The organism is Streptomyces sp. NPDC090108, from assembly GCF_044747185.1.
GTDB lineage: Bacteria > Actinomycetota > Actinomycetes > Streptomycetales > Streptomycetaceae > Streptomyces.
In genome coordinates, this window is sequence record NZ_JBIVDQ010000003.1 from 1018116 (window position 1) to 1041548 (window position 23433).

Here is a 23433-nt window from a genome sequence, read left to right on the forward strand (position 1 = left end):
GCTCAGGACCACGCCCCCGCGCACGCTGTCCGCGACAGCGCCGGGACGCTCGCCCGACCGAGGTGACGCTCATCCCACCGAGGCCGACGCCCGCCCCACCGAGGGGGACGCCCACCCCACCGAGGCGGACGCTCACCCCACCGAGGCCGACGCTCACCCCACCGAGGTGACGGTCCCGGCTCCCACGGTGCGTCCGCCCTCCCGGACGGCGAACCCGAGCCCCACCTCGAGCGGTGTGTCCCGGCCCAGCTCGACGGTCATGTCCACCGTCTCGCCGGGCCGGGCGACGGCCGCCTCGCCGAGGTCGACGTCCCCGACCACGTCGGCGGTTCGGATGTAGAACTGCGGCCGGTAACCGGTGCGGACCGGTGTCGTACGACCGCCCTCGCTCCCCGGGAGCACGTACACCCGGGCCGAGAAGCGGCGGCCGGGCACCACGCTCCCCGGCGCGGCGACGACGTGGCCACGCCGGACGGCGTCCCTCGCCACGCCCCGCAGCAGCACGGCCACGTTGTCCCCGGCCTGCGCCTCGCGCATCGGCTTGCCGAAGGTCTCCAGGCCGGTGACCACGCTCTCCACGCCGGTGCCCGGCACCTCCACCCGGTCCCCCACCCTGAGGGTCCCGCGCTCCACGGCACCGGTGACGACGGTGCCGCGTCCGGTGATCGTGAGCACGTTCTCCACCGGCAGCAGGAACGGGGCGTCGAGGTACCGCTCGGGCACGGGCACGTAGGTGTCCACCGCGTCCAGCAGCGCCTCGACGGACGCCGTCCAGCGCGGGTCGCCCTCCAGCGCCTTGAGCCCGGAGACCCGTACGACGGGCACGGCGTCGCCCGGATACCCCTGCGCGGTGAGCAGTTCGCGGACCTCCAGCTCGACCAGGTCGGCCAGCACCGCGTCCTCGCCGTCCTCGACCGCGTCGGCCTTGTTGAGCGCGACGACGATGTGGTCGACGCCCACCTGCCGGGCGAGCAGCACGTGTTCGGCGGTCTGCGGCATGATCCCGTCGAGCGCGGACACGACGAGGATCGCCCCGTCGAGCTGCGCGGCGCCGGTCACCATGTTCTTGATGAAATCGGCGTGCCCCGGCATGTCCACGTGGGCGTAGTGCCGGGTGTCGGTCTCGTACTCGACGTGCGCGAGGTTGATGGTGATGCCGCGGGCGGCCTCCTCCGGAGCACGGTCGATGCGGTCGAAGGACACGTACCGGGTGCCGCCGGAACTGTCGCGCCCGGCCAGGACCTTGGTGATGGCGGCGGTCAGGGTGGTCTTGCCGTGGTCGACGTGGCCCATCGTGCCGATGTTGAGATGCGGCTTGGTGCGCTCGTAGGCCGTCTTGGACATGGCTGTACCTCGAAGTCTCTCCGGAAAGCTGCGGAAAAGAGGGACCCCGGGGACTGGCCGACCCTCCCCCTGCGGGGTCCGCCGGACGTTCCGGAGAGGGTCAGCTTCGGGCGCCGTGGACAGCGGCCGGGAAGATCGGCACGGCAGCCTTCGGCGCATCCGCGACGGCGGATGCTGCGAGGAGGAAGGCGTACCGGAACATGGACAGATCATCTCGGACCCGTCGTCGCACGTCGAATGGTTTTCGGCGGCGCGGGTCCCGGGATCCTCGCGGCACAGGTACCGGAAAGTGACGGCGGCCGTGCACCGATCACGCGCGTTCGTCGGTTAGTGTCACCAGATGCTCGATGCCACCACCCGCTCTGGGGGCACCGCCACGGCCTCTCCCCGGGCCGCCGCCACGGAGCTCACCGTCCCCGCTCCCGCACCCGCTCCCGCACCCGCTCCCGCCGCCCCGCGCCTGGCGGCCTCCCCGGCCGTGCCGCACACGGAGGCCACCGTCCCGGCCGTACCGCTGCCGGCGACCCCCGTCCCCGCCGTACCGCGCGCGCGGTTCACCGCTCGCTGCACACGCGCGCTGCTGTCCCCGTACGCGCGCCTGTCGCTGCTGGTCGCGCTTCTCGCGGGCGCCGGATCGTGCGTGCTGCTGTTCGATCCGCAGCGGATGCTGACGCACGGCTGGCCGCCGCAGCTCGGCGGGGCCGCGGCGGCCGTGGTGTTCGCCGTGGCGTACGGCGTCTGCACCGTGGCGTTCGTGCCCCGCCCGCTGCTCAACCTGGCGGCGGGCGCGCTGTTCGGTTCCTCGCTGGGCCTGGCCACCGCGCTGGCCGGCACGGTGCTCGGTGCCGGGCTGGCCTTCGGACTGGGCCGGCTGCTCGGCCAGGACGCGCTGCGGCCGCTGCTGCGCGGCCGCTGGCTGAAGGCGGCGGACGGCCAGCTCAGCCGGCACGGCTTCCGCTCGATGCTGGCGGCGCGGCTCTTCCCGGGCGTGCCGTTCTGGGCGGCGAACTACTGTGCCGCCGTCTCCCGGATGCGCTGGCTGCCGTTCCTGCTGGCCACGGCGGTCGGCTCGGTCCCGAACACCGCCGCCTACGCCGTCGCCGGGGCCCGCGCCTCCGCGCCGACCTCACCCGCCTTCCTGATCGCGATGGCCGCCATCGCCCTGCCGGCCCTGGCCGGCACCGTCGTGGCCTGGCGCAAGCGTCACCGGCTGCGCGGCCGCTGAACCCGGCGTACCGCACCGGGACCATGTGCCCCGCCCCGTCCGTCCGCCCGGCGGCCCCGGGAACGCCTCATGTCTTCTGCGTAGCCGCGCGGTAGCGCGCTGTCAGTTCTTGCCCCTAGGCTTGCCCGCATGTCCCCCGATGCGATGCCTTCTGGTTCCGCGCGCTCCGCTGCCGAAGTCAACGAGCAGATCAGGGCGTTGTGGCTGCGCGCGAGCGGCTCTCTGTCGGCCCGGGAGCGCGCGGAGTACGAGTTGCTGGTGGTCGAGTGGGCGGCGGCGATCCGCGAGCAGATCATCGAGGCGGCCTGAGCACGGCCCGCCCCGAACCGCCGGCCACGCAACCGTCCGCCCGCCGCGGCCCCCGCGCCCGCCCTTCCCCTGTTGCCCTGTTGCCCCGTTCCCCTGTCGCCCCCTGCCTCAGCGTCCGCCGGCCACGCGCAGCACCGTGCCCGTCGTGTACGACGCCTCCGGCGAGAGCAGCCAGGAGACGGCGGCGGCGATCTCCTCGGCCCGGCCGGGACGGCGCAGGGGGATGCCGGCGGCCAGCCGCTCCGCACGCCCCGGATCGCCGCCCGCGGCATGGATCCCGGTGTCGATGACGCCGGGAGCGACCGCGTTGACCCGGACCCCGTCGGGGCCGAGTTCCTTGGCCAGGCCCAGGGTCAGAGCGTCGACGGCCGCCTTGGTCGCCGCGTAGTGGACGTACTCGCCCGGGCTGCCCAGAGTGGCCGCCGCGGAGGAGACGTTGACGATCGCGCCGCCGCCGTGGGCGGTCATCAGCTGTGCGGCACGGCGTGAACACAGCAGCGTGCCGGTCAGGTTGACGTCCACGACCGCGCGCAGCACGTCCGTCGGGGTGTCGGCGAGCCGGCCGATCCGGCCCGTGACACCGGCGTTGTTCACCAGCCCGGTGATCGGCCCGAGTTGTTCCTCCGCGATCTCGAACAGCCGCTCCACATCGGCCTCCACGGCGGTGTCGGCGCGCACGACCACACACCGCGCGCCGGCCCCGCGCACGTCCTGTGCGACCTCGTCGGCCGCCTCCGTGTCCCGGACGTACCCGAGGACCAGGTCATGCCCGTCCGCCGCGAGCCGCCGGCAGGTCGCGGCCCCGATCCCCCGGCTACCACCGGTCACCACAGTGATCGAACGACTCATCCCGTCCCTCTCCCGGCTCGCTCGCACGCCCCACGGCTCGTCTTCGGTCCCTCATCGGCTATTTCACCTCGGCCACCAGCCATTCGCCGTGGATCTCGGAAAGAAGCAGCTCGACGATCTGGAGTGGGTTGTCGCCGACGCCGACGTGTCCGAAGCTCCCCTCCTTCGCGAAGAAGACGGAGGCGTACGAGGTCGCCGTGCGGTGCCGTTCGGCGGGGGTGAGCGGGCCGACGAGGGCGGCGTCGGCGGCCGGGCAGCTGTCCCGGTGCTGGTCGGCGGCGAGCCGGGCCTGCGCGGCGCGGGTCATGCGGCCGCACGCCCCCCTGCCGTCGCCCGACCCCAGGGCCTGCGGGAACGCCTTCCCGGCGCTCTCCACGGCGTGGAGACGGGAGCGGGTCTCATGGGCGGCGTGGGCGATCCCGATCCCTGCGACCGCGACCGACAGCCCCGCCGCACAGAAGATCAGCCCCCGCCCTTTTCCCTGCCCGTCCGCGTCGGCCACAGCACCCCCAGGAATGTCTCACGCTGCCGATGCTCCATGAGAGCGTGATCGTCCGGTGCCGGAACCCCCGATTCGCCACCGGCCGGATCCACCGCCCGCCCGACAGCCTGTCCCGCGAGGCCGGGCACGACACCCCGGAGACTCACGCCCGCAGGTGCGCCAGGGTCGCCTCAGCGATCGGATACGGGCGCTCCTCGGGCAGCAGTGCGGACGCCCGGTCCAGGTCGCCCGTCCGTACCGCCGCGTGGATGTCCGCCGCGAGGGGTGTCACGTCCTCGATCCCCACGATCCACTCGTCGGCGTACCGTGCGGCCGCCTCGCCGGCGAGGCCGAGCTGGAGGGAGCGGTGGGGCAGCGCGGCGAGGTGGAGGTCGCGTTCGGGGTCCCACTGCACCCGCGTCGGCGCGCGCCGCAACTCCCGCTTCCAGGAGGCCATGTCGTCGTGCACCCCGCGGACGTAGTGGGAGAGGCAGGCGTTGCGGAGGGCCCACTCGAAACCCTCGCGGGTGATCTCGACGGCCAGGACGGTCTCCTGCCCCTCCTTGGCGCCCCAGCCGCAGCGGTACATCATCCACAGGAAGGACGGCTTGATCCAGGTCATCCGGTCGCGCTTCCAGGCGGCCGGGAAGCGGCCGGTGCGCGCGGCGGGGGCGCCGATCTCGGGGCGGTAGGCCTGGTAGACGGTGACGGTGGTGTCGGTGTGGCGGGCCCGGATGCGGTGCGTGGGCTCCGGCTCGGTCGTTCGGACGTTCACGGGGACAGGCTGGCGGGTCCGCCGCGAGGCGCGCCAGTGAATATCGCGGCGCGCCTCTTGGCTCAGGGCTCCCGGTGCCCAACACTGTGCCGATGACGCAGCGTACGGAGCTCGCGACCGTGATGGACCGACTGGCCGTCGACGATCTGGTGACCGCGTACGCGGTGACCGTGGACGACGGCGACTGGGCGGCGTACCGGAGGCTGTTCACGGCGGACGGGCGGGCCGACTACCGTTCCGCCGGGGGCATCGAGGGCGGCGCGGACCAGGTGGCCGCGTGGCTCGCCGGGAGCCTGGCACCGTTCACGATGCGGCAGCATCTGATCGTCAACCGCAGTCTGCGGTTCGGTGTGCTGGAGCACGACACCGGGGACACCGCCCGGGTACGGGCCGACTACGTCAGCCCCCTGCGCCGCTCCGGCGCCGGCGCCCCGGATGTGCCGCACACCCCGGACGCCCCGCACGCCTCGGGCGCCCTGGATCTGATCTGCGGCGGCCGGTACGGGTTCGGGCTGCTGCGCACGGTGGACGGCTGGCGTCTGAACGAGGTGGTCGTGCACGAGAGGTGGCGCCGCGGACCGGACACCGGCCCCGCAGCGGACGCCTCCCGCTGAGTGGGCCCGGATGCCGGGCGCGCGGCGGACGCCTCCCGTTGAGTCGGCTCGGATGCCGGGGCGCGGGCCCTCACGCGGGAGGTTCCGGAGGTCCCGCCCCGGCCTCCGTGCAGAAGCCCCCGCCTCGGCGACGACGGCCACGCCCCCGCGCAGGAGAGCCCGCCCGGCCCCGAAGCCCGCGCCGACGGAGAAGCGCTCCCCTGTCGGAGATCGCCCACCGCGCGCAGACTTGGAGGCAGGCTGGGTAAGGGAGTCCGTATGAGGACGATCGACCGCTGGCTGACCTCTCCCTGGCGGCGCTCGTGCGCCGCCGTCCTCGCGGGTGCGCTGCCCGTCCTGGCGTTCCCGGCGCCCTCGCTGTGGTGGTTCGCCTACGGCGCTCTCGTCCCGTGGCTCCTGCTGGCCCGCTCGGCGCCGACCGGGCGGCGCGCGGCGTACGACGGCTGGTGCGGCGGTTTCGGGTTCATGCTGGCGGTGCACCACTGGCTGCTGCCGAGCCTGCACGTGTTCATCTTCCTGATAGCGGCGCTGATCGGCCTGCTGTGGGCGCCATGGGGGTGGCTCGTCCGCAGGTTCCTGGGCGGGAGGCCGTCACCGGGGCGGGGCGCGGGCGCGCTGCTGGTGCTGCCGTCGGCGTGGCTCGTGGTGGAGCTGGTCCGCTCCTGGCAGGGCCTCGGCGGCCCCTGGGGCATGCTGGGCGCCAGTCAGTGGCAGGTGGGTCCGGCGCTGCGGCTGGCCTCGGTGGGCGGGGTGTGGCTGCTGAGCTTCCTGGTGGTGGCCGTGAACGTCGCGGTGACGGTGCTCGTGTCGGTGCGCGAGGCCCGGGTGCCCGCGGTGGCGTCGCTGGTGGCCACGGCCGCCGCGACCTCGGCGACGTGGCTGTGGGCACCGCGTCCGCACGTGGACTCCCAGGCGCGGATCGCCGTCGTCCAGCCGGGCGTCGTGACCGGCCCGCACAGCGCGGCGGCCCGCTTCGGCCTGGAGGAACGGCTGACAAGGCGGCTGGCCGGGCAGGACCTCGATCTGATCGTGTGGGGCGAGTCCAGCGTCGGGCACGACCTCCGGGACCGGCCGGACCTCGCCCGGCGGCTCTCCGCGCTGTCCCGGGAGACGGGCGCCGACCTCCTGGTCGGCGTGGACGCGCGCCGTTCCGACCGCCCCGGCATCTACAAGAGCTCGGTCCTGGTGGGACCGGACGGCCCGACGGGCGACCGGTACGACAAGATGCGGCTGGTGCCGTTCGGCGAGTACGTCCCGGCGCGCGCCCTGCTCGGCTGGGCCACCTCGGTGGGCAGGGCGGCCGGCGAGGACCGCCGGCGCGGCACCGAACAGGTCGTGATGGACGTGGGGCACGGCCTGCGGGTCGGACCACTGATCTGCTTCGAGACCGCGTTCCCGGACATGAGCCGCCATCTCGCCGGGGACGGCGCGGACGTCCTGCTCGGCCAGTCCTCCACCTCCAGCTTCCAGGGCAGCTGGGCCCCGGCGCAGCACGCCTCGCTCGCCGCGCTGCGCGCCGCCGAGACCGGCCGGCCCATGGTGCACGCGACCCTGACCGGAGTCTCCGCCGTCTACGGCCCCGGCGGGCAGCGCGTCGGCCCGTGGCTCGGCACGGACGCGAGCGCCGCCCGGGTGTACGAGGTCCCGCTCGCGCACGGCGTCACCCCGTACGTCCGCTACGGCGACTGGCCCGTGGACGGCGCGCTGCTGGTGCTCGCCGTGCTGTGCGCGTCCGAGGGCGCGCGGGCGCTCAGGCTGCGCCGGAGCGGTCGAGAACCTCTCGCACCACCCGCTCGCACAGTTCGTGAGTCTCCAGCGCGTCCCTGGCGCTGAGCACCTCGCCCGCGCGGACGGCGTCGAGGAAGGCGAGGACCGCCTGTTCGATGCCGCGCTGACGGGAGACCGGCACCCAGTCGCCGCGCCGGCGGAGCGTCGGCTGTCCCTTGTGGTCGACGACCTCGGCGAGGTTGATCACCTGCCGCTTGGTGTCCTGTCCGGAGACCTCCAGGATCTCCTCGGCCGAGCCGCTGAGCCGGTTCATCACACCGAGCGCGGTGAAGCCGTCACCGGCGAGCTGGAGCACGACGTGGTGCAGGAGGCCGCCCTCGGTCCGGGCGCGCACGCTGATGTCGTCGACCGGTCCGGGCACCAGGAAGCGCAGGGTGTCGACGACGTGGATGAAGTCGTCCAGCACCATGGAGCGCGGTTCCTCGGGCAGCCCGGTCCGGTTCTTCTGCAGCAGGATGAGGTCGCGGGAGTGGTCCTGGCACTGGGCGTACGCGGGGGCGTACCGGCGGTTGAAGCCGACGAAGAGGGAGACGCCGCGCTGTTCGGCGAGGTCCACCAGCCGCTCGGAGTCGGCGAGTTCGTAGGCGAGCGGCTTGTCCACGTAGGTGGGCACACCCGCTTCGAGGAGCCGGGTGACGATCTCGGGGTGGACGGCGGTGGGCGCGTGCACGAAGGCCGCGTCGAGACCGGCGCCGATCAGGGAGTCCAGGGTCGTGTGGCGCCGCTCCCCGGGCAGGTGCAGGGTGTCGGCGACGCGTGCGAGGGTCGCGGGGGTGCGGGTCTGCAGGTGCAGTTCGATGCCCGGAAGGCTGCCGAGCACCGGGAGGTAGGCCTTCTGTGCGATGTCCCCGAGTCCGATGCAGCCGACCCTCACGTGTTCTCTCCTGCCGTTCCGCCGCTGTCCGTTCCCCGGCAGGATACGGGGCCACCGGCCGGTGACGCCGCCCCGATGCGGTACGACGATCACACCGACCCCTTTCGCGAGCGGACCGGCGGCAGCGGCGAGCGGACCGCTGCCGGCGGCGGCCGGGCGTCACCCTGGGAACTCCCAAGCCCTCCCTGCGGGGCACGAGATCACCCATGCGGGGGCATCGGGCTCCCCCGCACGGTGCCAAGAGGGGCACGGAACCAGCAGAGTTGCGCGGGTGCATCGAAGGACGACCACCGCAGCGCTCCTGCTCACCGTCGCCGTCTCGGCCCTCTCCGGCTGCGTGACGGTGCAGCGGCAGGGGGCACCCGGCAGCCCGCCGGACACCGCGCCGTCACAGCCGGCCGTACCCCGGCCGGACGGCAGCGCCGAACCTCGGGTCGTCCAGGCCCCGGCCCGTGAGGCCCTGGAGATGGTCGGCCCGTCCCGCCGTCCCCACCACCACGAACCCGGCACCGCGCACCGCCCGCCGCCCCCGCCCGCCCTCCACGCGCCTGCGGCGCGGGCACCCCGCGCCGTGCCGCACCCGCCGCCGCGCCAGAACCAGCCGCGGCACACCCGCACCGGCCTCCCGGACGTCACGCGGACGGTCCCGAAGGCTCCGGACGTGTGCGCCCTCGGCAGACGGTACGGCGGCTGGCACGGGGACAGCCCCGAGGCGGTGATCTGCCGGCAGGCGTACGGCCGTTGACCGGGTCGCGGCAGCCACGACAGCGGCCCGCACCCGCACCCGCACCCGCACCCGCACCCGCACCCGCACCCGCACCCGCACGGGGAACGGCTCAGCTCGTGGGGCGTTGCCGGGGCGGACCCCAGCCCTCCCCGGCGGCCGGGCCGTCGTCGCCCAGCCGCAGTTCCAGGCGGTTGATGGCCGCGCGCACCCCCGCGCCGTAGCCGTCGTCGACGAGGGCGCCGCAGGCGCGGCGGGCCAGGGACAGATGGGTGCGGGCGGCCTCGGAGCGGCCGAGTTTCAGATAGTCGGCGGCGAGGTTCAGATAGAGGGAGGGGTAGAAGCCGCGTACGGTCGACGGGTCGGCTCCGGGGCGGCCGTCGGTGAGTTCCTCCGCGGCCGACAACGCCCGGAGGTCCCAGGCGAGTTCGTCGGCCGGGTCGTCCTGGGTGTCCGCGAGGTAGTGCGCCAGCGTGCAGCGGTGCAGCGGGTCCCCGGCCGCGCCGGTCTCGGCCCAGAGCTCCAGCAGACGGCTTCTGGCCTCCTCGCGGTCACCACCGTGGTGCAGCATCACGACCTGCCCGATCCGCGTCAGCACGGCATCCGGTGCCGCCGCCTGCTCCTGTCGCTCCGCCACCGCGTCCTCCGGACCGTCGCCGGCCGTCCCGGCAGCCGTGGGGCAGCCGTCTCCTCGGCCGTCTCGTCGGCCCTGTGCACCGACGCTAACCGCAGGCACCGGCAATCCCGGGCAGGCGGCCCCGTACGGACGCGGCACCGCGCCCGGTCGGCGGTCGGGGCGCGGAGCCGGTACGGTCCGGTACCGCTGCGCGCCCCGGGCGGCGGTCAGCCGAGGTCGGGGATGGCCCAGTCGATCGGCTCGTGGCCCTGCAGGGCGACGGCCTCGTTGATCTGGGTGAAGGGCTGGGAGCCGAAGAACTTCTTCGCGGACAGCGGCGAGGGGTGCGCGCCCTTGACCACGACGTGCCGGCTCTCGTCGATGAGCGGCAGCTTCTTCTGGGCGTAGTTGCCCCACAGGACGAAGACCGCCGGGTCGGGCCGGTCGGCCACCGCGCGGATCACGGCGTCCGTGAACTTCTCCCAGCCCTTGCCCTTGTGGGAGTTGGCCTCGCCGGCCCGGACGGTGAGCACCGCGTTGAGCAGCAGGACGCCCTGCTGGGCCCACGGCATCAGGTAGCCGTTGTCAGGGACCGGGAGGCCGAGCTCCGCCTGCATCTCCTTGTAGATGTTGCGCAGGGAGGGCGGGGTCTTCACCCCGGGACGGACCGAGAAGCACAGGCCGTGGCCCTGGCCCTCGCCGTGGTAGGGGTCCTGTCCGAGGACCAGCACCTTGACCTTGTCGTAGGGCGTCGCGTCCAGCGCGGCGAAGACCTCCTCGCGCGGGGGGTAGACGGGGCCCTTCGCCCGCTCCTCCTCGACGAACTCGGTCAGCTCCTTGAAGTAGGGCTGGTCCAGTTCGTCACCCAGAGCCCCGCGCCAGGACTCGGGCAGCATGGCGATGTCGGTCACGTCAACGTCCTCACGATGTGCGGTCACTTCCCGTTCTCAGAACCTACAGGGGGCCACTGACAATCGGGCGGGGAGGCCGCTCACGAGACCGCGTACCAGGCCGCTCACCAGGCTTCTCACCAGCTGGTCTTGCGGTGCAGCTCCCACATCATCATGATCGTCGACGGGTCCAGGGACCGTTCCGCGCCGGAGATGTCGTCGTGGGCGGCGAGGAACTGCCGGCCCTGCCAGAGCGGGATCAGACGGGCGTCGTCCACCATGATCTGCTGGGCCGCCTCCAGGTCCTTCACGACTCTGCCGCGGTCGCTCTCGGTGCGGGAGCGCGGCAGCAGCACCGTGGTGATCCGCTTGGCCGGGTACGGCGTACCGAGCGCGTTCTCCTTGCCGACGAAGGGCGCGATGAAGTTGTCGGCGTCGGGGAAGTCCGGGAACCAGCCGCGGCCGAACACCGGGTACTCCCCCTTCTGGTAGCCGACCACGTACGTCTTCCAGGGGCGGCTGCGCAGGGTGACGTCGAACAGGCCGGAGTCGTCCAGCTGCCGTTTCAGCTCCTGGAACATCACGGCGGTCTCGGAGCCGTAGCGGTCGGTGGTGTACCAGAGGGTGAGCGGGACGCGCTGGTGGATGCCCGCCCCGTCGAGGATCTTGCGCGCCCTGGACACGCTCGGGTCGCCGAAGGTGTCGAAGAAGGCCGTGGTGTGGCCGGTGAGGCCCTTGGGGACCATGGAGTACAGCGGGTCCACGGTGTCCCGGTAAACCTTGTGCGCGATCGCCCCCCGGTCCACGATCTGGGCGACGGCCTTGCGCACGGCGGGCTGCCTGGCCCAGGAGTCCTTGGGGTTGAACACCAGGTAGCTGATGTCCGTGCCGGCGCCGTCGATGAGCTGCAGGTCGGAGTCGCTCCGCTTCTGGAGGGCGAGGACGTCGCCCGCGGCCAGGCCGCGGTAGGTGGTGTCGACGTCCCCCGACCTCAGCGCCGCGACCATGGTGGCGGAGTCCTGGAAGTACCGGATGGTGACCGCGCTGTTCTGCCGGTCGGCGAAGCCCTTGTAGTGGTCGTTGCGGACCAGGACGGCCTGCTTGCCGTCCTCGTAGGACTGGAGCCGGTACGGTCCCGAGCCTTCCGCCTCGTCGCCCTTGCGCAGGGAGCCGGCGGGGTAGTCGCCGGGGTCGACGATGGACATGGCCGGGGTTGCCAGCACGAACGGGAAGGTGGCGTCGGGCTTGTTGAGGTGGAAGACCACCTCGCTGTCGCCGACCGCCTCGACCGTCTCCAGGCTGCCGAGGAGTCCGGCGGGGCCGCTCGGGGCGTTGATGCTGCGGATGCGGTCGATGGAGTGCTGGACGGCCCGCGCGTTCAGCGGGTCGCCGTCGGCGAACCGCATCCCGTCGCGCAGCGTGCAGCTGTACGTGCGGTTGGTGCGGTCGGTGAAGGCGCAGCTCCGGGCGGCGTCCGGCTGCGGCGTGGTCGCACCGTTGGGGTAGGCCAGGAGGGTCTGGTAGATGTTGCGGAAGAGTTCCCACGATCCGTCCCAGGCGCCGGCCGGGTCCAGCGTGCTGGGGGCGCTCGTCGTCCCGACGACGATGGGTCCCTTGCTGTCGGGGTCGCCGTTGGACAGCAGCCCGCAGCCGGTCACCAGGGAGATGGACGCGATCGCCGCGATCCTCCGCAGGAATCGGTTCCGGTTGAACACGCGCACGCTCCTCGATCGGCCATACCAAGGGTCGGGTCGGCAGACCATACCGCAGCACCGCGCCCCCTGAACCTCCCCTGAAACATGGCTTGTTGATCGAATCTGACGGTCGGCGCGATGACGACGTTGTCATCGCGGAGCCCGGTCCCCGCAAGGCGCTCCGGCCCCCGCAACACGCTCCGGGCGCCGTTCCGCGGGGGAACGGCGCCCGGAGAGGACGGCCTGTGCGACCGGACGGGGTTGCCGTCAGGCGACGCCGGCGTTGAGGAAGATGCCGCCGTCCACGACGAGCGTCTGACCGGTGACCCAGTCGGACTGCTCGGAGGTGAGGAAGGCGGCCGCGCCGCCGATGTCGGAGGGCACGCCGAGCCGGCCGAGCGGGTAGGCGGCGGCCGCCTCCGCCTCACGGCCCTCGTAGAGGGCGGCGGCGAACTTGGTCTTCACGACCGCCGGGGCGATCGCGTTGACCCGCACCTTCGGCGCGAACTCGTGCGCCAGCTGCTGGGTCAGGTTGATCATCGCGGCCTTGCTGACCCCGTAGGCGCCGATGAACGGCGAGGGCGCGAGGCCGGCGACGGAGGCGATGTTGACGATCGCGCCGCCGTTGTCCTTCTGCCAGGCGTGCCAGGTCTTCTGGGCGAAGCCGAGCGCCGAGACCACATTGGTCTCGAACACCTTGCGGGCGACGTCCAGGTCCAGGTCGGCGATGGGGCCGAAGACCGGGTTGGTGCCCGCGTTGTTGACCAGGTAGTCGACGCGGCCGAAGGCCTCCATGGCGCGGCCGACGGCCTCCGCCTGGTGGTCGAGGTCGTGCGCCTTGCCGGCGACGCCGATGACGCGCTCGGCACCGAGCCGCTCGACGGCCTCCTTCAGGGCCTCCTCGCCCCGTCCGGTGATGACCACGCGGTCACCGCGGGCGACCAGCGCCTCGGCGACGCCGTAGCCGATGCCGCGGCTGGCGCCGGTGACGAGGGCGACCTTGCCGGAAAGCTCCGGGAGTTCAGTCATGTCCGTGTACTCCGTGTCCCGAGTTCCCGAATGGCCTAGTTCAGCGGTCCGCCGGCCACGTACAGCACCTGGCCGGAGACGAAGCCCGCGGCCTCGCCGGTGAAGAACGCGATGGCGTTGGCGATGTCCTCGGGCTCGCCGACGCGCTGCACGGGGATCTGGGTGGCGGCGGCCTTCTTGAAGTCGTCGAAGCCCATGCCGACGCGGTCCGCGGTGGCCTTGGTCATCTCGGTGGCGATGAAGCCGGGGGCGACGGCGTTGGCGGTGATGCCGAACTTGCCCAGCTCGATGGCGAGGGTCTTGGTGAAGCCCTGCAGACCCGCCTTGGCGGCCGAGTAGTTGGCCTGGCCGCGGTTGCCGAGCGCCGAGGAGGAGGACAGGTTGACGATCCGGCCGAAGCCCGCGTCCACCATGTGCTTCTGGACGGCCTTGGTCATCAGGAACGAGCCGCGCAGGTGCACGTTCATGACGGTGTCCCAGTCCAGGGCGCTCATCTTGAACAGCAGGTTGTCGCGCAGGACACCCGCGTTGTTGACGAGGATGACCGGGGCGCCCAGCTCCTCGGCGATCCGGGCGACGGCGGCCTCGACCTGCGCCTCGTCGGAGACGTCCGCACCGACCGCGATCGCCTTGCCGCCGGCCGCGGTGATCTTCTCGACCGTGTCCTTGCAGGCGGCCTCGTCCAGGTCGACCACGGCGACCGCGTGACCCTCGGCGGCCAGTCGTACCGCGGTGGCAGCGCCGATGCCGCGCGCCGCGCCGGTGACGATCGCGACCCGCTGTTCAGTGGTGGACATTCCTGCTTCTCCTCGCCCTTGAGTGGAACCCGCGGCGCGGTGAGCGACCGCTTAGTACCTTCAGCACCCGTGACGCTAGAAGCCCCGGCACCCGGTGTCAACGGGACACCGGGCCGGTGTGATCCATTACCTCACCAGGAGGTCCAGGAGCCGCTCGGTCTCGGCCACGGGATCGGCGGTCAGCCCGGTGTGCACGGGGCCGGGCTGCACGACGGTGGAGCGCGGCGCGACCAGCCAGCGGTAGCGCCGCCCGGCGTCGTCGCGGGCGGCCTGTCCGGCCTCCTCCCCGCCCGCGCAGTGGCGCTCGATCGCGGCGAGCGCGGCGCGCACCCCGCTCACGTCGGCCTGCGCGTCGAGGGCGAGCAGCCGGGCCTCGTCGAGGTGCGTGCGGGCGCCGACGTAGCCGCGCGCCCGGCAGTAGACGACCACGCCGGCGTTGATGCACTCGCCGCGCTCGACGCGGGGTACGACGCGCAGCACGGCGTACTCGAACACGTCCCGGTCGCCGCCCTGGCCGGCCCGGGTGATGTGGCGCTCGGCCACATGTCCGGCCATGTGGATGTGGCGCTCGCTCACTTGCTCTCCTGGATGCCGTCGATGCGCTCGTGGACGACGCCGGCCCGTGCGAGCAGGGGGCGCGCGTAGGCGCGGCGGAGGTCGTCCGGGGTGTCGAAGCCGGGTTCGTCCGCCAGCCAGGCGTCGGGGATCTGCGCGGTGACCTCGGCGAGCAGGTCCTCGGTGACCCGGGGAGCCAGCTCGGCCGCCGCGGCGGCGACATCGGGGGCGAAGCGTGCGAGGGCGTGGTCGGAGGCGTCGTACGGCCGGGCCGCGGAGGCCTCGACGGAGGGCCAGTTGTGGTGCCAGATCATGGTGGCGCCGTGGTCGATGAGCCACAGCTCGCCGCGGTGCACGAGGAGGTTGGGGTTGCGCCAGGAGCGGTCGACGTTGTTGATCAGCGCGTCGAACCAGACGATCCGGCCGGCCTCCTCGGGGCTCACCTCGAAGGCGAGCGGGTCGTAGCCGAGGGCCCCGGAGAGGAAGTCCATGCCGAGGTTGAGGCCGCCGCTGGACCGCAGCAGCTCCTGCACCTGCTGCTCGGGCTCACCGAGCCCCAGTACGGAGTCCAGTCGCAGGGTGACGAGCCGGGGCATGCGGAAGCCGAGCCGGCGGGCGAGTTCGCCGCAGACGACCTCGGCGACCAGTGTCTTGCGCCCCTGCCCGGCACCGGTGAACTTCAGGACGTACGTCCCGAGGTCGTCCCCCTCGACGAGCCCCGGCAGCGAACCGCCTTCCCGCAGAGGCGTGATGTAACGGGTCGCAGCGACCTCTCTCAGCATCTTCCAAGGCCCCAAGCTCTATTTGCCTCAAATTCCACGGCCAGCCCCCGTGCGACAGAACCTGGGGAAACGTCCCCGATCGTCCCTGGGGAGAACCTGGGGAGAACCTGGGGAGTTCCCGCCGACACCGTCACCCTCCCCGCTCCCCAGCAGTCAGTCGACGGCGGCGCGGGCCTGCCTCCAGCTTCCGGCACGAAGTCAGCATAGTAACCCAGCGTGACAGCCGGGGAGGAGCGCCCGAGCCATCGCGCCGCCGTCACCACAGACTCAGCTCCCGCTTTCCTTCCGTGGCCGGAGCGCGAGGATGATGTTCGCGTGATTCGAGACCTGCCGCCGTTGCCGTCACCCCAGTACTCCGTGGCCCGTACCGACTGTGCACCAGAGGTGCCCGCTGAGATCACCACCGATCTGCGACAGGCCGGCGTCCCGGCAGGAAGCGACAGCCGCTTCCTTCGCCTGCGCACAGTCACGGCACTCCTGCTCTTGACGGCCGCGGTCCTCACCTCGTGTACCGGCCTCCAGACCGGGTTCGGGTCGCACGAGGCCCAGGGATCGGCCTTGGACGGAGGGGAGCAGACCCGGATGGACATCTCCTTCGAGCACGCCCAGATCGGCCAGGAATACTGGGTGAGCCTCCCTCAGACGAGCAACCGGTCTTCCCGAGCCCTCACTGTCCTCAACGCCGAAATCACCCCCGTTCCGCAGGGCATCCGGATCATGGAATATCGCGCTGACAGCGGCAGCGACACCGACGGACATCCAGTGGGCGTCTCCCTCATCAAGGCCGACGGGGACGACCTCGCCGAGGCGCCCGATCACGCGGGACACCCGGTCCCGATACGCGCACATCACATGACGGACATCTACTACCTGGCACGTGTCAAAGTGACCGGCCCCATACGCGGCGCCTTCACCAAGTGCCGCTACCGGTACCGGCAGGGATCCACCACCTACCAACAAGATCTGCCCTGCCAGACGGACATCCGGCTCGGCACCCCCCTCAGGCCGACAAACTGACATATCCATAAGTGGGGCCCGCACGGAATCCGTCCGTGCAGGCCTCTGGCTCGCACGGACGGATTCGGACCGCCGGCTGGAAGAGTGAGCGCTGCGGTGGAGGGTTGGTCGATAGGGGTTGTCAACGCTCTCGCAGAATTGACCACCCACCAGTCCCGTAGAAGTGATCCCTGGCGTCGTAGCGCGCCCGAGGCGTCCAGAGCTCTCGACGCAGGCCCGTAGAGTGCGCAAATGGAGATCCCCGGTCTCGGCCCCGTGAGCATTGATGCGAACTTGGGCGACTACGTGAGTCAGCCGCTTCCCGTCCCCGTCTTCGGGGGCGCCCTGTGCCGGTTCGTCGTCGTCGGCTATGACGATGACCACGCGAAGGTCGACTTCGGGACGGCCATCAGCGCGTTCGCAGGACTTGACGAGTCGGCTCTGAGGTCCGCGTCAGGGCCGGTCTTCCAGTACTACCTGGATGCGAAAACCGAGGTGGGCGGCGATGAGGACTTCGTGTCCATCGCCGGCCCGGACGACGTCTGGTCACATGTCCGGCTCGGAGGTGAGGTGTCGGTCCAGCGGGAGGATGCCCACGGCGACCGGCAGGTGTATGTCTCCGTGGAATGTGAGTGCGATTGGGAGCCCGAGCACGGTCTCCAGATCGTCTTCCGCCGCGGCTCCTCGGTGTCGAAGGTAGGGCCGTTCGACAGTCACCTCACCAACGTCTCCGCCTTCGACCGTGCGGATCTCGCTCACGTCGTCTACCACCGGTTCGGCTGAGGGACCCTGCTGATGCTCGGCCTCACCGGTTCTCCTCGGCTCCCCCTCCACGCGGCCGGCCTGGTGGGCCGCGGCACTCCGGATCCCGGGGCCGCGCCAGCCTGATCTGGGTGGCCAGGGTGCCGGCGAAGGCCGCGGCCGGGGCGGTGACCTTCCCGGTTCCGCCGCCCGCGGCCTCGCGGTCCCGGACCAGCGTCTTCGGCCAGTACCGGCAGGATCCGCTGCTGTCCCGACCCGACCTGCACCTTCGTCTCCGGGAACCACAGATCGCACTGGGCGATCCGGCCAGGCTCGTAAACAACCCGGCCGACCAGATCGATCCCGACACACTCCGGGCGGATCAGTGCGAGCCGCTTGCGCGGCGGCGGCGACGAGTACGGCCGGCCGATCCGCTCGGCGATCACCGGCGCCGGCATCCTGGGCCATTCCTGTAGCAGGGCCCGTATCTACGACTCGTAGGCGTCCGCGGCCTGGCCTCGCGGAGCCCGTTCGAACTTCCGCGGGCGGTCGGAGTTCAGCGCGACCCGGACCGTGTTCCGAGCCACCCCCAGCCGCCGCGCGATCTCCTTGACGGGCACACCGTCCGCTCGATGCGGGGGCGCTACGGGGTTGGTTCTGCGGGAGCGTCAACAGGCTGTGGTGCTCGCGGCGGAACACCCCCACGCCTGCGGGAGGACCCGATGAGGACCCGGCTCGCCGGCCCGAAGGGCGGAACACCCCCACGCCTGCGGGGGTGTTCCGGTCACCGGCCTCCGGTACGCCCGCACCGAGTAGGACCCTTCTTCCGGATCAGGCCGGGCCGGCCTACTGCGCCTCACAGCCACCCCGCGACCGGCAAGATCCGGAGGAACGGCCCTAGCCGTTCCCCGTGCCGGCGGCGTGCGGTCGGCCGGCCTCGGCGAGGGCTTCGGCGGCCCGGCTCCGGTGGGAGCGGAAGCGCCGCAGGTAGGAGCGAGCCATGGGGCCCGGCGGGACGCCCCGCGCGAACGCCCGCATGTTGCGCTCGCCCGCGTTGTAGCCGAGGGCGAGGAGTTCCTCGCGGGTGTAGCGGCGCACGTGGCGCACGGTGAGGGCGCGGTCGAGGTCCTTCAGGTGCAGAGCCGCCACACGCACGGCGAACCCGGGGTCGTCGCGCAGGTCCTGCCAGCGTTCCGTCAGGCCGTGCGTGCGGCGGACCGACTCGAACGCGGCGCGGTGCATGTTGGCGACACCGAACGACGCGCCCGGCTTCCACCACTGCCACAGCCGTTCGAGCAACGGGTGGTGCGGTTTGTACGCCTCGTTGTGCAGCACGGTCATCAGCAGCAGCGGGGACACACCGGCCTCGTGCGCGCCGAGGTTCACGGCCTCGGCGTAGTCGGCCGGGTCGTAGGCCCGGGGCAGCAGCGGGGGTTTCGGGGCGGCCCCGTCATGTTCCCCCGCCACCGGCGTCGTTCTCCTGCCCATCCGCACAGCCTTTCCCTGCCACCGCCCGGGCGGTCGGCGGCGGCACACCCGCCGTCCTGATCCTCACGTGCCCGGCGGGACCGCTCCCAATCCCGCTCCCGCAGCAGCGGCCCCTTGCGAGCGATCCCGGTCAGGCTGCATCCGGGGCCTGTCCGGCGGACCGGGACTGCGGCTGCATCCGGGGCCTGTCCGGCGGACCGGGACTGCGGCTTCGGGCAGGGCTGTCGGCGTCAATGGCATAGCAGGACGCCTGGTCGGAGCAGTCGGGGCGCGCGGGCGTCCGGCTCAGGAGCCGCCGCGCTCGCGGGGGATCTTCTGGCCGGCCTCGATCGCCACGGGCAGCCGGTTCTCGGCCGGGGGCAGCGGGCAGGTGGCCAGGTCCGTGTAGGCGCAGGGCAGGTTCGCGGCGCGGTTGAAGTCCAGGGTGACGGTGCCGTCGGCGGCGGGTGGATCGAGCGCCAGGGACCGGTTGGCGGCGTAGGTGGTGACCCCGGAGGTCGCGTCGGTGAACAGCACCGACAGCCGTCCCGCACCATGGCCGGGAAATGCGGTCAGCGACAGCGCGCGCCCGTCGAGCTCGAACTCGACCCTGCCCGGAGCGTCGTAGACATGCTCAAGGCCCTCGACGGCGGCGCCCACGGTGGTCGGCCGCGGTGTGTCGAAGGGGATGTACCGGCCGGTTACGGCCCAGCGCGGGTCGGGGGCGTAGGCGGGCGTGCCGGTGAAGGCGGTGCGCAGCGGCGCGTCCGGATGCCGGGGGCGCACGATGTCCTGGCCGCCGCGCTTGGCGACCTCGATGACGGCGTCTCCCCAGACGGCTTCGACGCCGCCGCGCTCGGGAAGTACGCCGAAGCGGTGCTCGCCACGCACCGGCGTCCCGTCGACGACCAGTTCCTCGCCCTCGTCGAGGTCCACGACGACACCTTCGGGACCGGTGCGCCACGCACCGGGCGCGTCCGGGAAGCGCTGGGGCCGGTCGTCGAGCCAGTGCAGGCCGGTGATCGCCAGGAATCCGTGCGGGGCGGCGAGCCCGGCCTCCTGGCTGCGGTACCACTCCAGCCAGTTCTCGGTGAAGGCGTGGAGGTCCGTGGTGGTGGCCTCTGTGGTCATGGGGAATCTCCTTTGTGCCGGATGTGCCTCGGGGTAGGGGATGCAAGGGGTTGTCGGGCCGGCGGGTGCAGCCGGGCCGCCGGTTTGCCGAGGAGTCGCCAGGCGCGTCGGCGGTCTGCTTCTCCCGCGACCTCGCGCGGGCACTTCGCGCCCGACGATTGACGCGAGCCGGGGTGAGTCCGCGCCCGAGATTCTGCCCGAACCAGGCCGACGTAAGACCGAACTCCGCTGCTTCGCAGGCGAGTCGGACGTGCCATCGACCTGGTTCGGTGCGTCGGACGCGTTGAGCGCTGCTCCCACAGTCATGTCGGTCGGAACGGGCTTCAGTCGGAACGGGCTTCGGCCGGACCCGCATTCCGGCCCGCGTGTGACAGCTTCTTGTCAGCCATGTGTACTCGGACATGAGTGGAAGGGGCGGCCCTGGGGCTCAGCCCGCCTGCCGTCGGTCCGGTGCGGACCGGTGGGTGAGCGGTGCGCGCAGGCCGAGGTTCTCGCGCAGGGTGGTGCCGGTGTATTCGGTGCGGTATATGCCCCGTTCCTGCAGTTCCGGGACGAGCAGGTCGACGATGTCGTCGAGGCCGTCGGGGATCAGGTACGGCGTGACGTTGAAGCCGTCGATCGCGCCGTGCCGTACGAAGCGGGTGAACTTGTCGGCCAGACCGGACGGGGTGCCGACGTGCCCGCGCTGCGGGCCGAGCGCGATGACCGTCTCGCGCAGCGACCAGCCGTGCGCCTCCGCCTTCGCCCGCCATTCGGCCACGACGGCGCGGGGGTCGGCGATGCGCCGGGCACCGAAGGAGCCGTCGTTCTCGCTGACGACCGGATCCTCCTTCGGCAGCGGACCGTCCGCGTCGCGGCCGGACAGGTCGATGCCCCACAGCAGCCCGGCGATCCCCAAGGCCGTGGCCGGGGTGACCTGCTGGAGCCGGATCCACCGCTTCTTCTCCTGGGCCTCCTTCTCGGTGGCGCCAATGATGATCTCGGTGCCGGGCAGGATCCGCAGATCGTCGTCCGGCCGCCCGACCGCGCGCAGCCGGCGCCGGATGTCGTCCGCGAAGGCCAGCGCGTCGTCGAAGTCGGTGCCGTGCGCGGAGAAGATCACGTCGGCGTTGCGGGCGGCGAAGTCGCGTCCTTCGCCGGAATCCCCGGCCTGGAAGATCACCGGGTGCCCCTGGGTGCTGCGCGGCAGGGTCGGAGCCAGGTCGACGTCGAAATGCGTTCCCTTGAAGCGCACTTGACGTACGGCACCAGGGGCCGACCAGGCGGTCGCTTCGGCCGAGTCCGCGACGGCGGCGTCCGCCCAGCCGTCCCACAGGGCGCGGGCCACGGTGAGGAACTCCTCGGCACGCCGGTAGCGGTCGGCGTGGTCGAGGTAGCCGCCACGGCGGAAGTTCGCGCCGGTCCAGGCGTTGTCCGTGGTCACCACGTTCCAGCCGGCGCGGCCGTCGGAGAGCAGGTCCAGGCCGGAGAGGCGGCGGGCCAGATCCGCGGGCTCGTTGAAGGTGGAGTTGGACGTGGAGACCAGGCCGATGCGGCGGGTGACCGCGGCCAGCGCGGTGAGCTGGGTGATGGCGTCCGGCCGTCCGGCCACGTCGAGATCGTGGATCCTGCCGTCGACCTCGCGCAGCCTGAGGCCCTCGCCGAGGAAGAACGCGTCGAACAGGCCGCGTTCGGCTGTCTGGGCGACCCGGCGGAAGGACGCGGGATCGATCTGGGAGCCGCTGTCGGGGGCGGACCAGACGGTCCAGTGGTTGACGCCCTGGAAGAACACGCCCAAGTGGAGCCGGGCGTGCGGACGGGGGACGTCGAGGGGGTCGGTGCGGGTCATCGGGCGTCCTCCTGGCCGGCCGGGGCAGCGGCGGCGAAGCGATTGACGGGGCGCTCCAGCCCCAGGGTCGAGCGCAGGGACGTACCGGGCAGCGGGCGGGCGACGAGACGCTGCGCGGAGAGAGCCGGCAGGACGAGGCGGGAGAGGACGGTGAGGTCCTCGTCCAGGACCAGCGGATGCAGCCGTACGCCGTCGACGTGACGGCCCAACTCGGCGATAAGCGCGATGAGTCGGTCTACGGAACCGATGTGCCGGAGCCTTCCCCGGTCCCTCCACGGCGCGTACCGCTCCAGGTCGGCGACGCGCTCGGCGGCGGTCGCCTCCGGGGTGTCCAGCGCCACCTCGACCTCGGCGAAGACGCGCGGGGTACCGGCGCCGGCGGCGGCCGTGGTGACCGACGTGAGGTCGCGGCCCTCGACGAGAGCGACATCGAGCTGTGCGGCCGGAACCCGGTCGGGCCGGCCCAGGACGACAAGCTGACCCTGGGGCGGGCGCGGCACGATTCCCGGGCCCTTGACGACATACGTGTCACCGCTGAAGTCGACGTGGTGAAGGCGTTCGCGGTCGAGGTAGCGGCTGGTGGCCACGGACCGGATGACCGCGTCGTCCTCCCACGAGTCCCACAGGGCGCGGGCCACCTCCACCCCGTCCCGTGACTCTCGGGCCCGCGCTGCGGCGCCGGCGACCAGCGGGCGTCCCCAGGCGCGGGCCGCCTCGGGACGCTCCTCCTCCGTGACCACCCACCCGGCGCGACCGGCGGAGATGTGATCCAGAGACGCCAACTGGCCGGAGACATGGAAGGGTTCGGCATACGTCACCGGGACGACGGGCGCGATCCCGATGGCGCTCGTGGACGCCGCGACGAAGGCCGCTCGCTCGACCGCGCCGATCCGGCCCAGCGGATCCTTCGCGGCGCCGGGAGGCAGCACGCCGTCGTCCAGGGTGATCAGGGTGAATCCGGCGTTCTCGGCGACGGCGGCGATCCGTACCAGACGGCGCGGGGTGAGCAGTTGATCGGGTGAGTGGGCGGCGCGGCGCCAGGCCGCGGGGTGGGCGCCGTCGCCGTCGAGCTCGACGGCAAGGTGCAGGGCGGGGCCGGACAATGGGGGTTCCTTCCGGGAAACACGACGACTCGCGGCCACAGGGCCACGACGAGACAGCCGGTGGGATCGGCCGGCAGAGGTCAGGCGTGTACGGAAGGACAGACGGCGGAGGAGGTGCGGCAGTAGTCGACGTGCCGCCGGGTGATCAGCCGCGCACCAGAGCACGCACCCTGTGGTGCCGCACCCTGTACGTGCATCGGAGCCTCCACCTGCCGGCAGCTTGCCCGTTCAACGTATGTCGGGCGCCCCTGTGGATGTCAAGGGCGACCACGGGAGCAGGGGTGCCTCACCCGGTGGGACCGATGGCCGAAGCATCCTTCCGGGTTCGCTCCGATCCGGCCCATGGAGACGGGCCGCGCCCGGTGCGGATGTGCGTGCAGGGCGTCGAGCGCCGTCACCACGCCTGCGGTCAGGGCCTGGAAGCCGCCGGAGCGGCCGTGCGGATCGCGGACCGGGCGGCCCGCACCACCCGTCGGCCGTTCCATCTGGTGGACCGGCGTTGACATTCGTTCGGGCAGCTGTCTTAACTACGGCCCAGAACGGTCATGAGTGTCAGCGACAAGCCCTGGCTTGCTGACCGGCAACCCTCGCGCCGCGGTGGGGTGCCCCAGGTGAGGACCGGACCGAAGACGTTTCGGTAAGCGCGAGGTCCACAGGGCCGGAACAGTGATGGTGACGCCATGTACGCAGTTCCCGGGACGGCCAGGCGCCGCCCTCAGGACTGCGTTCGGCCGTACTCGAGCCTTCTCGTCGCCGATCGCGCCGTCGATCTGCTCCGCGTGAACAGCGCGCTGTGTACCGCACCGGGCTGTGCCCGCTGC

24 protein-coding genes, 1 pseudogene and 1 riboswitch are annotated in these 23433 nt (G+C 72.3%); of the genes and pseudogenes, 8 read left to right on the plus strand and 17 right to left on the minus strand.

All coding sequences use genetic code 11. The features are described from left to right. Positions 1-153 precede the first annotated feature (153 nt). Positions 154-1344 (minus strand): elongation factor Tu, encoded by a 1191-nt coding sequence (gene tuf / locus ACIPRD_RS14720; protein WP_401563064.1) that lies wholly within the window; start codon positions 1342-1344, stop codon positions 154-156. A gap of 340 nt (positions 1345-1684) precedes the next feature. On the opposite strand from tuf, the gene ACIPRD_RS14725 reads away from it, so the two are divergent. Both ACIPRD_RS14725 and ACIPRD_RS14730 read left to right on the plus strand, forming a co-directional pair. Continuing rightward, positions 1685-2569, plus strand: coding sequence for a TVP38/TMEM64 family protein (locus tag ACIPRD_RS14725; protein ID WP_401563066.1), 885 nt, complete (start codon positions 1685-1687; stop codon positions 2567-2569). A gap of 129 nt (positions 2570-2698) precedes the next feature. After that, positions 2699-2878, plus strand: coding sequence for a hypothetical protein (locus tag ACIPRD_RS14730; RefSeq protein ID WP_356403304.1), 180 nt, complete (start codon positions 2699-2701; stop codon positions 2876-2878). 108 nt (positions 2879-2986) lie between these two features. Here ACIPRD_RS14730 and ACIPRD_RS14735 read toward each other — a convergent pair whose 3' ends face one another. The 3 genes from ACIPRD_RS14735 to ACIPRD_RS14745 all read right to left on the minus strand — a co-directional run bounded on the left by ACIPRD_RS14735 (position 2987) and on the right by ACIPRD_RS14745 (position 4983). After that, positions 2987-3727 (minus strand): SDR family NAD(P)-dependent oxidoreductase, encoded by a 741-nt coding sequence (locus ACIPRD_RS14735; protein ID WP_401563068.1) that lies wholly within the window; start codon positions 3725-3727, stop codon positions 2987-2989. 58 nt (positions 3728-3785) lie between these two features. Beyond that, positions 3786-4229, minus strand: a complete 444-nt coding sequence (locus ACIPRD_RS14740; protein WP_401563070.1) for a hypothetical protein — start codon at positions 4227-4229, stop codon at positions 3786-3788. A gap of 142 nt (positions 4230-4371) precedes the next feature. Further along, positions 4372-4983 carry a DUF4291 domain-containing protein gene (locus ACIPRD_RS14745; RefSeq protein WP_401563072.1) on the minus strand — a complete coding sequence of 204 codons (612 nt, stop codon included), beginning with the start codon at positions 4981-4983 and terminating at the stop codon, positions 4372-4374. A 92-nt stretch (positions 4984-5075) separates the two neighbouring features. Between ACIPRD_RS14745 and ACIPRD_RS14750 the strand changes: the two genes are divergently transcribed. Together ACIPRD_RS14750 and lnt are read left to right on the plus strand one after the other, a co-directional pair. Then, positions 5076-5597 (plus strand): nuclear transport factor 2 family protein, encoded by a 522-nt coding sequence (locus tag ACIPRD_RS14750; RefSeq protein ID WP_356403292.1) that lies wholly within the window; start codon positions 5076-5078, stop codon positions 5595-5597. A gap of 258 nt (positions 5598-5855) precedes the next feature. After that, the gene (lnt, locus tag ACIPRD_RS14755; protein ID WP_401563074.1) at positions 5856-7430 is read left to right on the plus strand and encodes an apolipoprotein N-acyltransferase; all 1575 of its coding nucleotides are present in this window, start codon (positions 5856-5858) and stop codon (positions 7428-7430) included. Here lnt and ACIPRD_RS14760 read toward each other — a convergent pair. Next, on the minus strand, positions 7348-8259 hold the full coding sequence (locus tag ACIPRD_RS14760) for a Gfo/Idh/MocA family oxidoreductase (RefSeq protein ID WP_356403286.1): 912 nt from the start codon (positions 8257-8259) through the stop codon (positions 7348-7350). The genes lnt and ACIPRD_RS14760 overlap by 83 nt on opposite strands. 271 nt (positions 8260-8530) lie before the next feature. Here ACIPRD_RS14760 and ACIPRD_RS14765 point away from each other — a divergent pair, with 271 nt between their 5' ends. Further along, the gene (locus tag ACIPRD_RS14765; RefSeq protein ID WP_401563076.1) at positions 8531-9004 is read left to right on the plus strand and encodes a hypothetical protein; all 474 of its coding nucleotides are present in this window, start codon (positions 8531-8533) and stop codon (positions 9002-9004) included. A gap of 91 nt (positions 9005-9095) precedes the next feature. On the opposite strand, the gene ACIPRD_RS14770 is transcribed toward ACIPRD_RS14765, so the two are convergent. From ACIPRD_RS14770 to ACIPRD_RS14800, 7 genes are all read right to left on the minus strand, one after another. After that, positions 9096-9620 carry a hypothetical protein gene (locus ACIPRD_RS14770; protein WP_356403280.1) on the minus strand — a complete coding sequence of 175 codons (525 nt, stop codon included), beginning with the start codon at positions 9618-9620 and terminating at the stop codon, positions 9096-9098. A gap of 206 nt (positions 9621-9826) precedes the next feature. Beyond that, positions 9827-10510: a uracil-DNA glycosylase gene (locus ACIPRD_RS14775; protein WP_356403277.1), complete on the minus strand. Its 684-nt coding sequence runs from the start codon at positions 10508-10510 to the stop codon at positions 9827-9829. Between the two features lie 116 nt (positions 10511-10626). Continuing rightward, positions 10627-12204 carry an ABC transporter substrate-binding protein gene (locus ACIPRD_RS14780; protein ID WP_401563078.1) on the minus strand — a complete coding sequence of 526 codons (1578 nt, stop codon included), beginning with the start codon at positions 12202-12204 and terminating at the stop codon, positions 10627-10629. Between the two features lie 246 nt (positions 12205-12450). Next, entirely contained in the window at positions 12451-13212 is a 762-nt protein-coding gene (locus ACIPRD_RS14785; RefSeq protein ID WP_401563080.1) for an SDR family oxidoreductase, read from the minus strand. Positions 13213-13247: 35 nt separating this feature from the next. After that, positions 13248-14009 carry a 3-oxoacyl-ACP reductase FabG gene (gene fabG, locus ACIPRD_RS14790; protein ID WP_356403268.1) on the minus strand — a complete coding sequence of 254 codons (762 nt, stop codon included), beginning with the start codon at positions 14007-14009 and terminating at the stop codon, positions 13248-13250. Positions 14010-14135: 126 nt separating this feature from the next. Continuing rightward, positions 14136-14585, minus strand: a complete 450-nt coding sequence (locus ACIPRD_RS14795; RefSeq protein WP_356403265.1) for a DUF3037 domain-containing protein — start codon at positions 14583-14585, stop codon at positions 14136-14138. After that, positions 14582-15346 carry a HipA family kinase gene (locus ACIPRD_RS14800; protein WP_356403262.1) on the minus strand — a complete coding sequence of 255 codons (765 nt, stop codon included), beginning with the start codon at positions 15344-15346 and terminating at the stop codon, positions 14582-14584. The genes ACIPRD_RS14795 and ACIPRD_RS14800 overlap by 4 nt, the downstream gene beginning before the upstream one ends. Before the next feature lie 315 nt (positions 15347-15661). On the opposite strand from ACIPRD_RS14800, the gene ACIPRD_RS14805 reads away from it, so the two are divergent. Together ACIPRD_RS14805 and ACIPRD_RS14810 are read left to right on the plus strand one after the other, a co-directional pair. Next, positions 15662-16363 carry a hypothetical protein gene (locus ACIPRD_RS14805; protein ID WP_401563082.1) on the plus strand — a complete coding sequence of 234 codons (702 nt, stop codon included), beginning with the start codon at positions 15662-15664 and terminating at the stop codon, positions 16361-16363. 231 nt (positions 16364-16594) lie between these two features. Continuing rightward, a complete protein-coding gene (locus ACIPRD_RS14810) occupies positions 16595-17125 on the plus strand; it encodes a DUF6985 domain-containing protein (protein WP_401563083.1) in 531 nt (176 codons plus the stop codon). Positions 17126-17171: 46 nt separating this feature from the next. On the opposite strand, the pseudogene ACIPRD_RS14815 reads toward ACIPRD_RS14810, so the two are convergent. The 5 genes and pseudogenes from ACIPRD_RS14815 to ACIPRD_RS14835 all read right to left on the minus strand — a co-directional run. Then, positions 17172-17703: pseudogene (locus tag ACIPRD_RS14815) on the minus strand (IS21 family transposase); the annotation flags it as partial. Between the two features lie 277 nt (positions 17704-17980). Next, positions 17981-18550 (minus strand): lytic transglycosylase domain-containing protein, encoded by a 570-nt coding sequence (locus ACIPRD_RS14820; RefSeq protein WP_356403250.1) that lies wholly within the window; start codon positions 18548-18550, stop codon positions 17981-17983. A 306-nt stretch (positions 18551-18856) separates the two neighbouring features. Beyond that, positions 18857-19681, minus strand: coding sequence for a DUF1684 domain-containing protein (locus tag ACIPRD_RS14825; protein ID WP_401563084.1), 825 nt, complete (start codon positions 19679-19681; stop codon positions 18857-18859). 427 nt (positions 19682-20108) lie between these two features. After that, positions 20109-21509, minus strand: coding sequence for an NtaA/DmoA family FMN-dependent monooxygenase (locus ACIPRD_RS14830; RefSeq protein WP_401563085.1), 1401 nt, complete (start codon positions 21507-21509; stop codon positions 20109-20111). Further along, a complete protein-coding gene (locus ACIPRD_RS14835; RefSeq protein ID WP_401563087.1) occupies positions 21506-22612 on the minus strand; it encodes an LLM class flavin-dependent oxidoreductase in 1107 nt (368 codons plus the stop codon). Before ACIPRD_RS14835 ends, ACIPRD_RS14830 begins: the two co-directional genes overlap by 4 nt. 302 nt (positions 22613-22914) lie before the next feature. Between ACIPRD_RS14835 and ACIPRD_RS14840 the strand changes: the two genes are divergently transcribed. After that, positions 22915-23115, plus strand: coding sequence for a hypothetical protein (locus tag ACIPRD_RS14840; protein WP_401563089.1), 201 nt, complete (start codon positions 22915-22917; stop codon positions 23113-23115). A 38-nt stretch (positions 23116-23153) separates the two neighbouring features. After that, positions 23154-23262, plus strand: a riboswitch (SAM riboswitch). Positions 23263-23433 lie beyond the last annotated feature (171 nt).

Excerpts from the sequence above, each read along its gene's own strand:
- tuf (WP_401563064.1), bottom strand. The coding sequence starts at position 1,344 with ATGTCCAAGACGGCCTACGAGCGCACCAAGCCGCATCTCAACATCGGC.
- ACIPRD_RS14725 (WP_401563066.1), top strand. The coding sequence starts at position 1,685 with ATGCTCGATGCCACCACCCGCTCTGGGGGCACCGCCACGGCCTCTCCC.
- ACIPRD_RS14730 (WP_356403304.1), top strand. The coding sequence starts at position 2,699 with ATGTCCCCCGATGCGATGCCTTCTGGTTCCGCGCGCTCCGCTGCCGAA.
- ACIPRD_RS14735 (WP_401563068.1), bottom strand. The coding sequence starts at position 3,727 with ATGAGTCGTTCGATCACTGTGGTGACCGGTGGTAGCCGGGGGATCGGG.
- ACIPRD_RS14750 (WP_356403292.1), top strand. The coding sequence starts at position 5,076 with ATGACGCAGCGTACGGAGCTCGCGACCGTGATGGACCGACTGGCCGTC.
- lnt (WP_401563074.1), top strand. The coding sequence starts at position 5,856 with ATGAGGACGATCGACCGCTGGCTGACCTCTCCCTGGCGGCGCTCGTGC.
- ACIPRD_RS14785 (WP_401563080.1), bottom strand. The coding sequence starts at position 13,212 with ATGACTGAACTCCCGGAGCTTTCCGGCAAGGTCGCCCTCGTCACCGGC.
- fabG (WP_356403268.1), bottom strand. The coding sequence starts at position 14,009 with ATGTCCACCACTGAACAGCGGGTCGCGATCGTCACCGGCGCGGCGCGC.
- ACIPRD_RS14800 (WP_356403262.1), bottom strand. The coding sequence starts at position 15,346 with ATGCTGAGAGAGGTCGCTGCGACCCGTTACATCACGCCTCTGCGGGAA.
- ACIPRD_RS14810 (WP_401563083.1), top strand. The coding sequence starts at position 16,595 with ATGGAGATCCCCGGTCTCGGCCCCGTGAGCATTGATGCGAACTTGGGC.
- ACIPRD_RS14825 (WP_401563084.1), bottom strand. The coding sequence starts at position 19,681 with ATGACCACAGAGGCCACCACCACGGACCTCCACGCCTTCACCGAGAAC.
- ACIPRD_RS14830 (WP_401563085.1), bottom strand. The coding sequence starts at position 21,509 with ATGACCCGCACCGACCCCCTCGACGTCCCCCGTCCGCACGCCCGGCTC.
- ACIPRD_RS14840 (WP_401563089.1), top strand. The coding sequence starts at position 22,915 with ATGGCCGAAGCATCCTTCCGGGTTCGCTCCGATCCGGCCCATGGAGAC.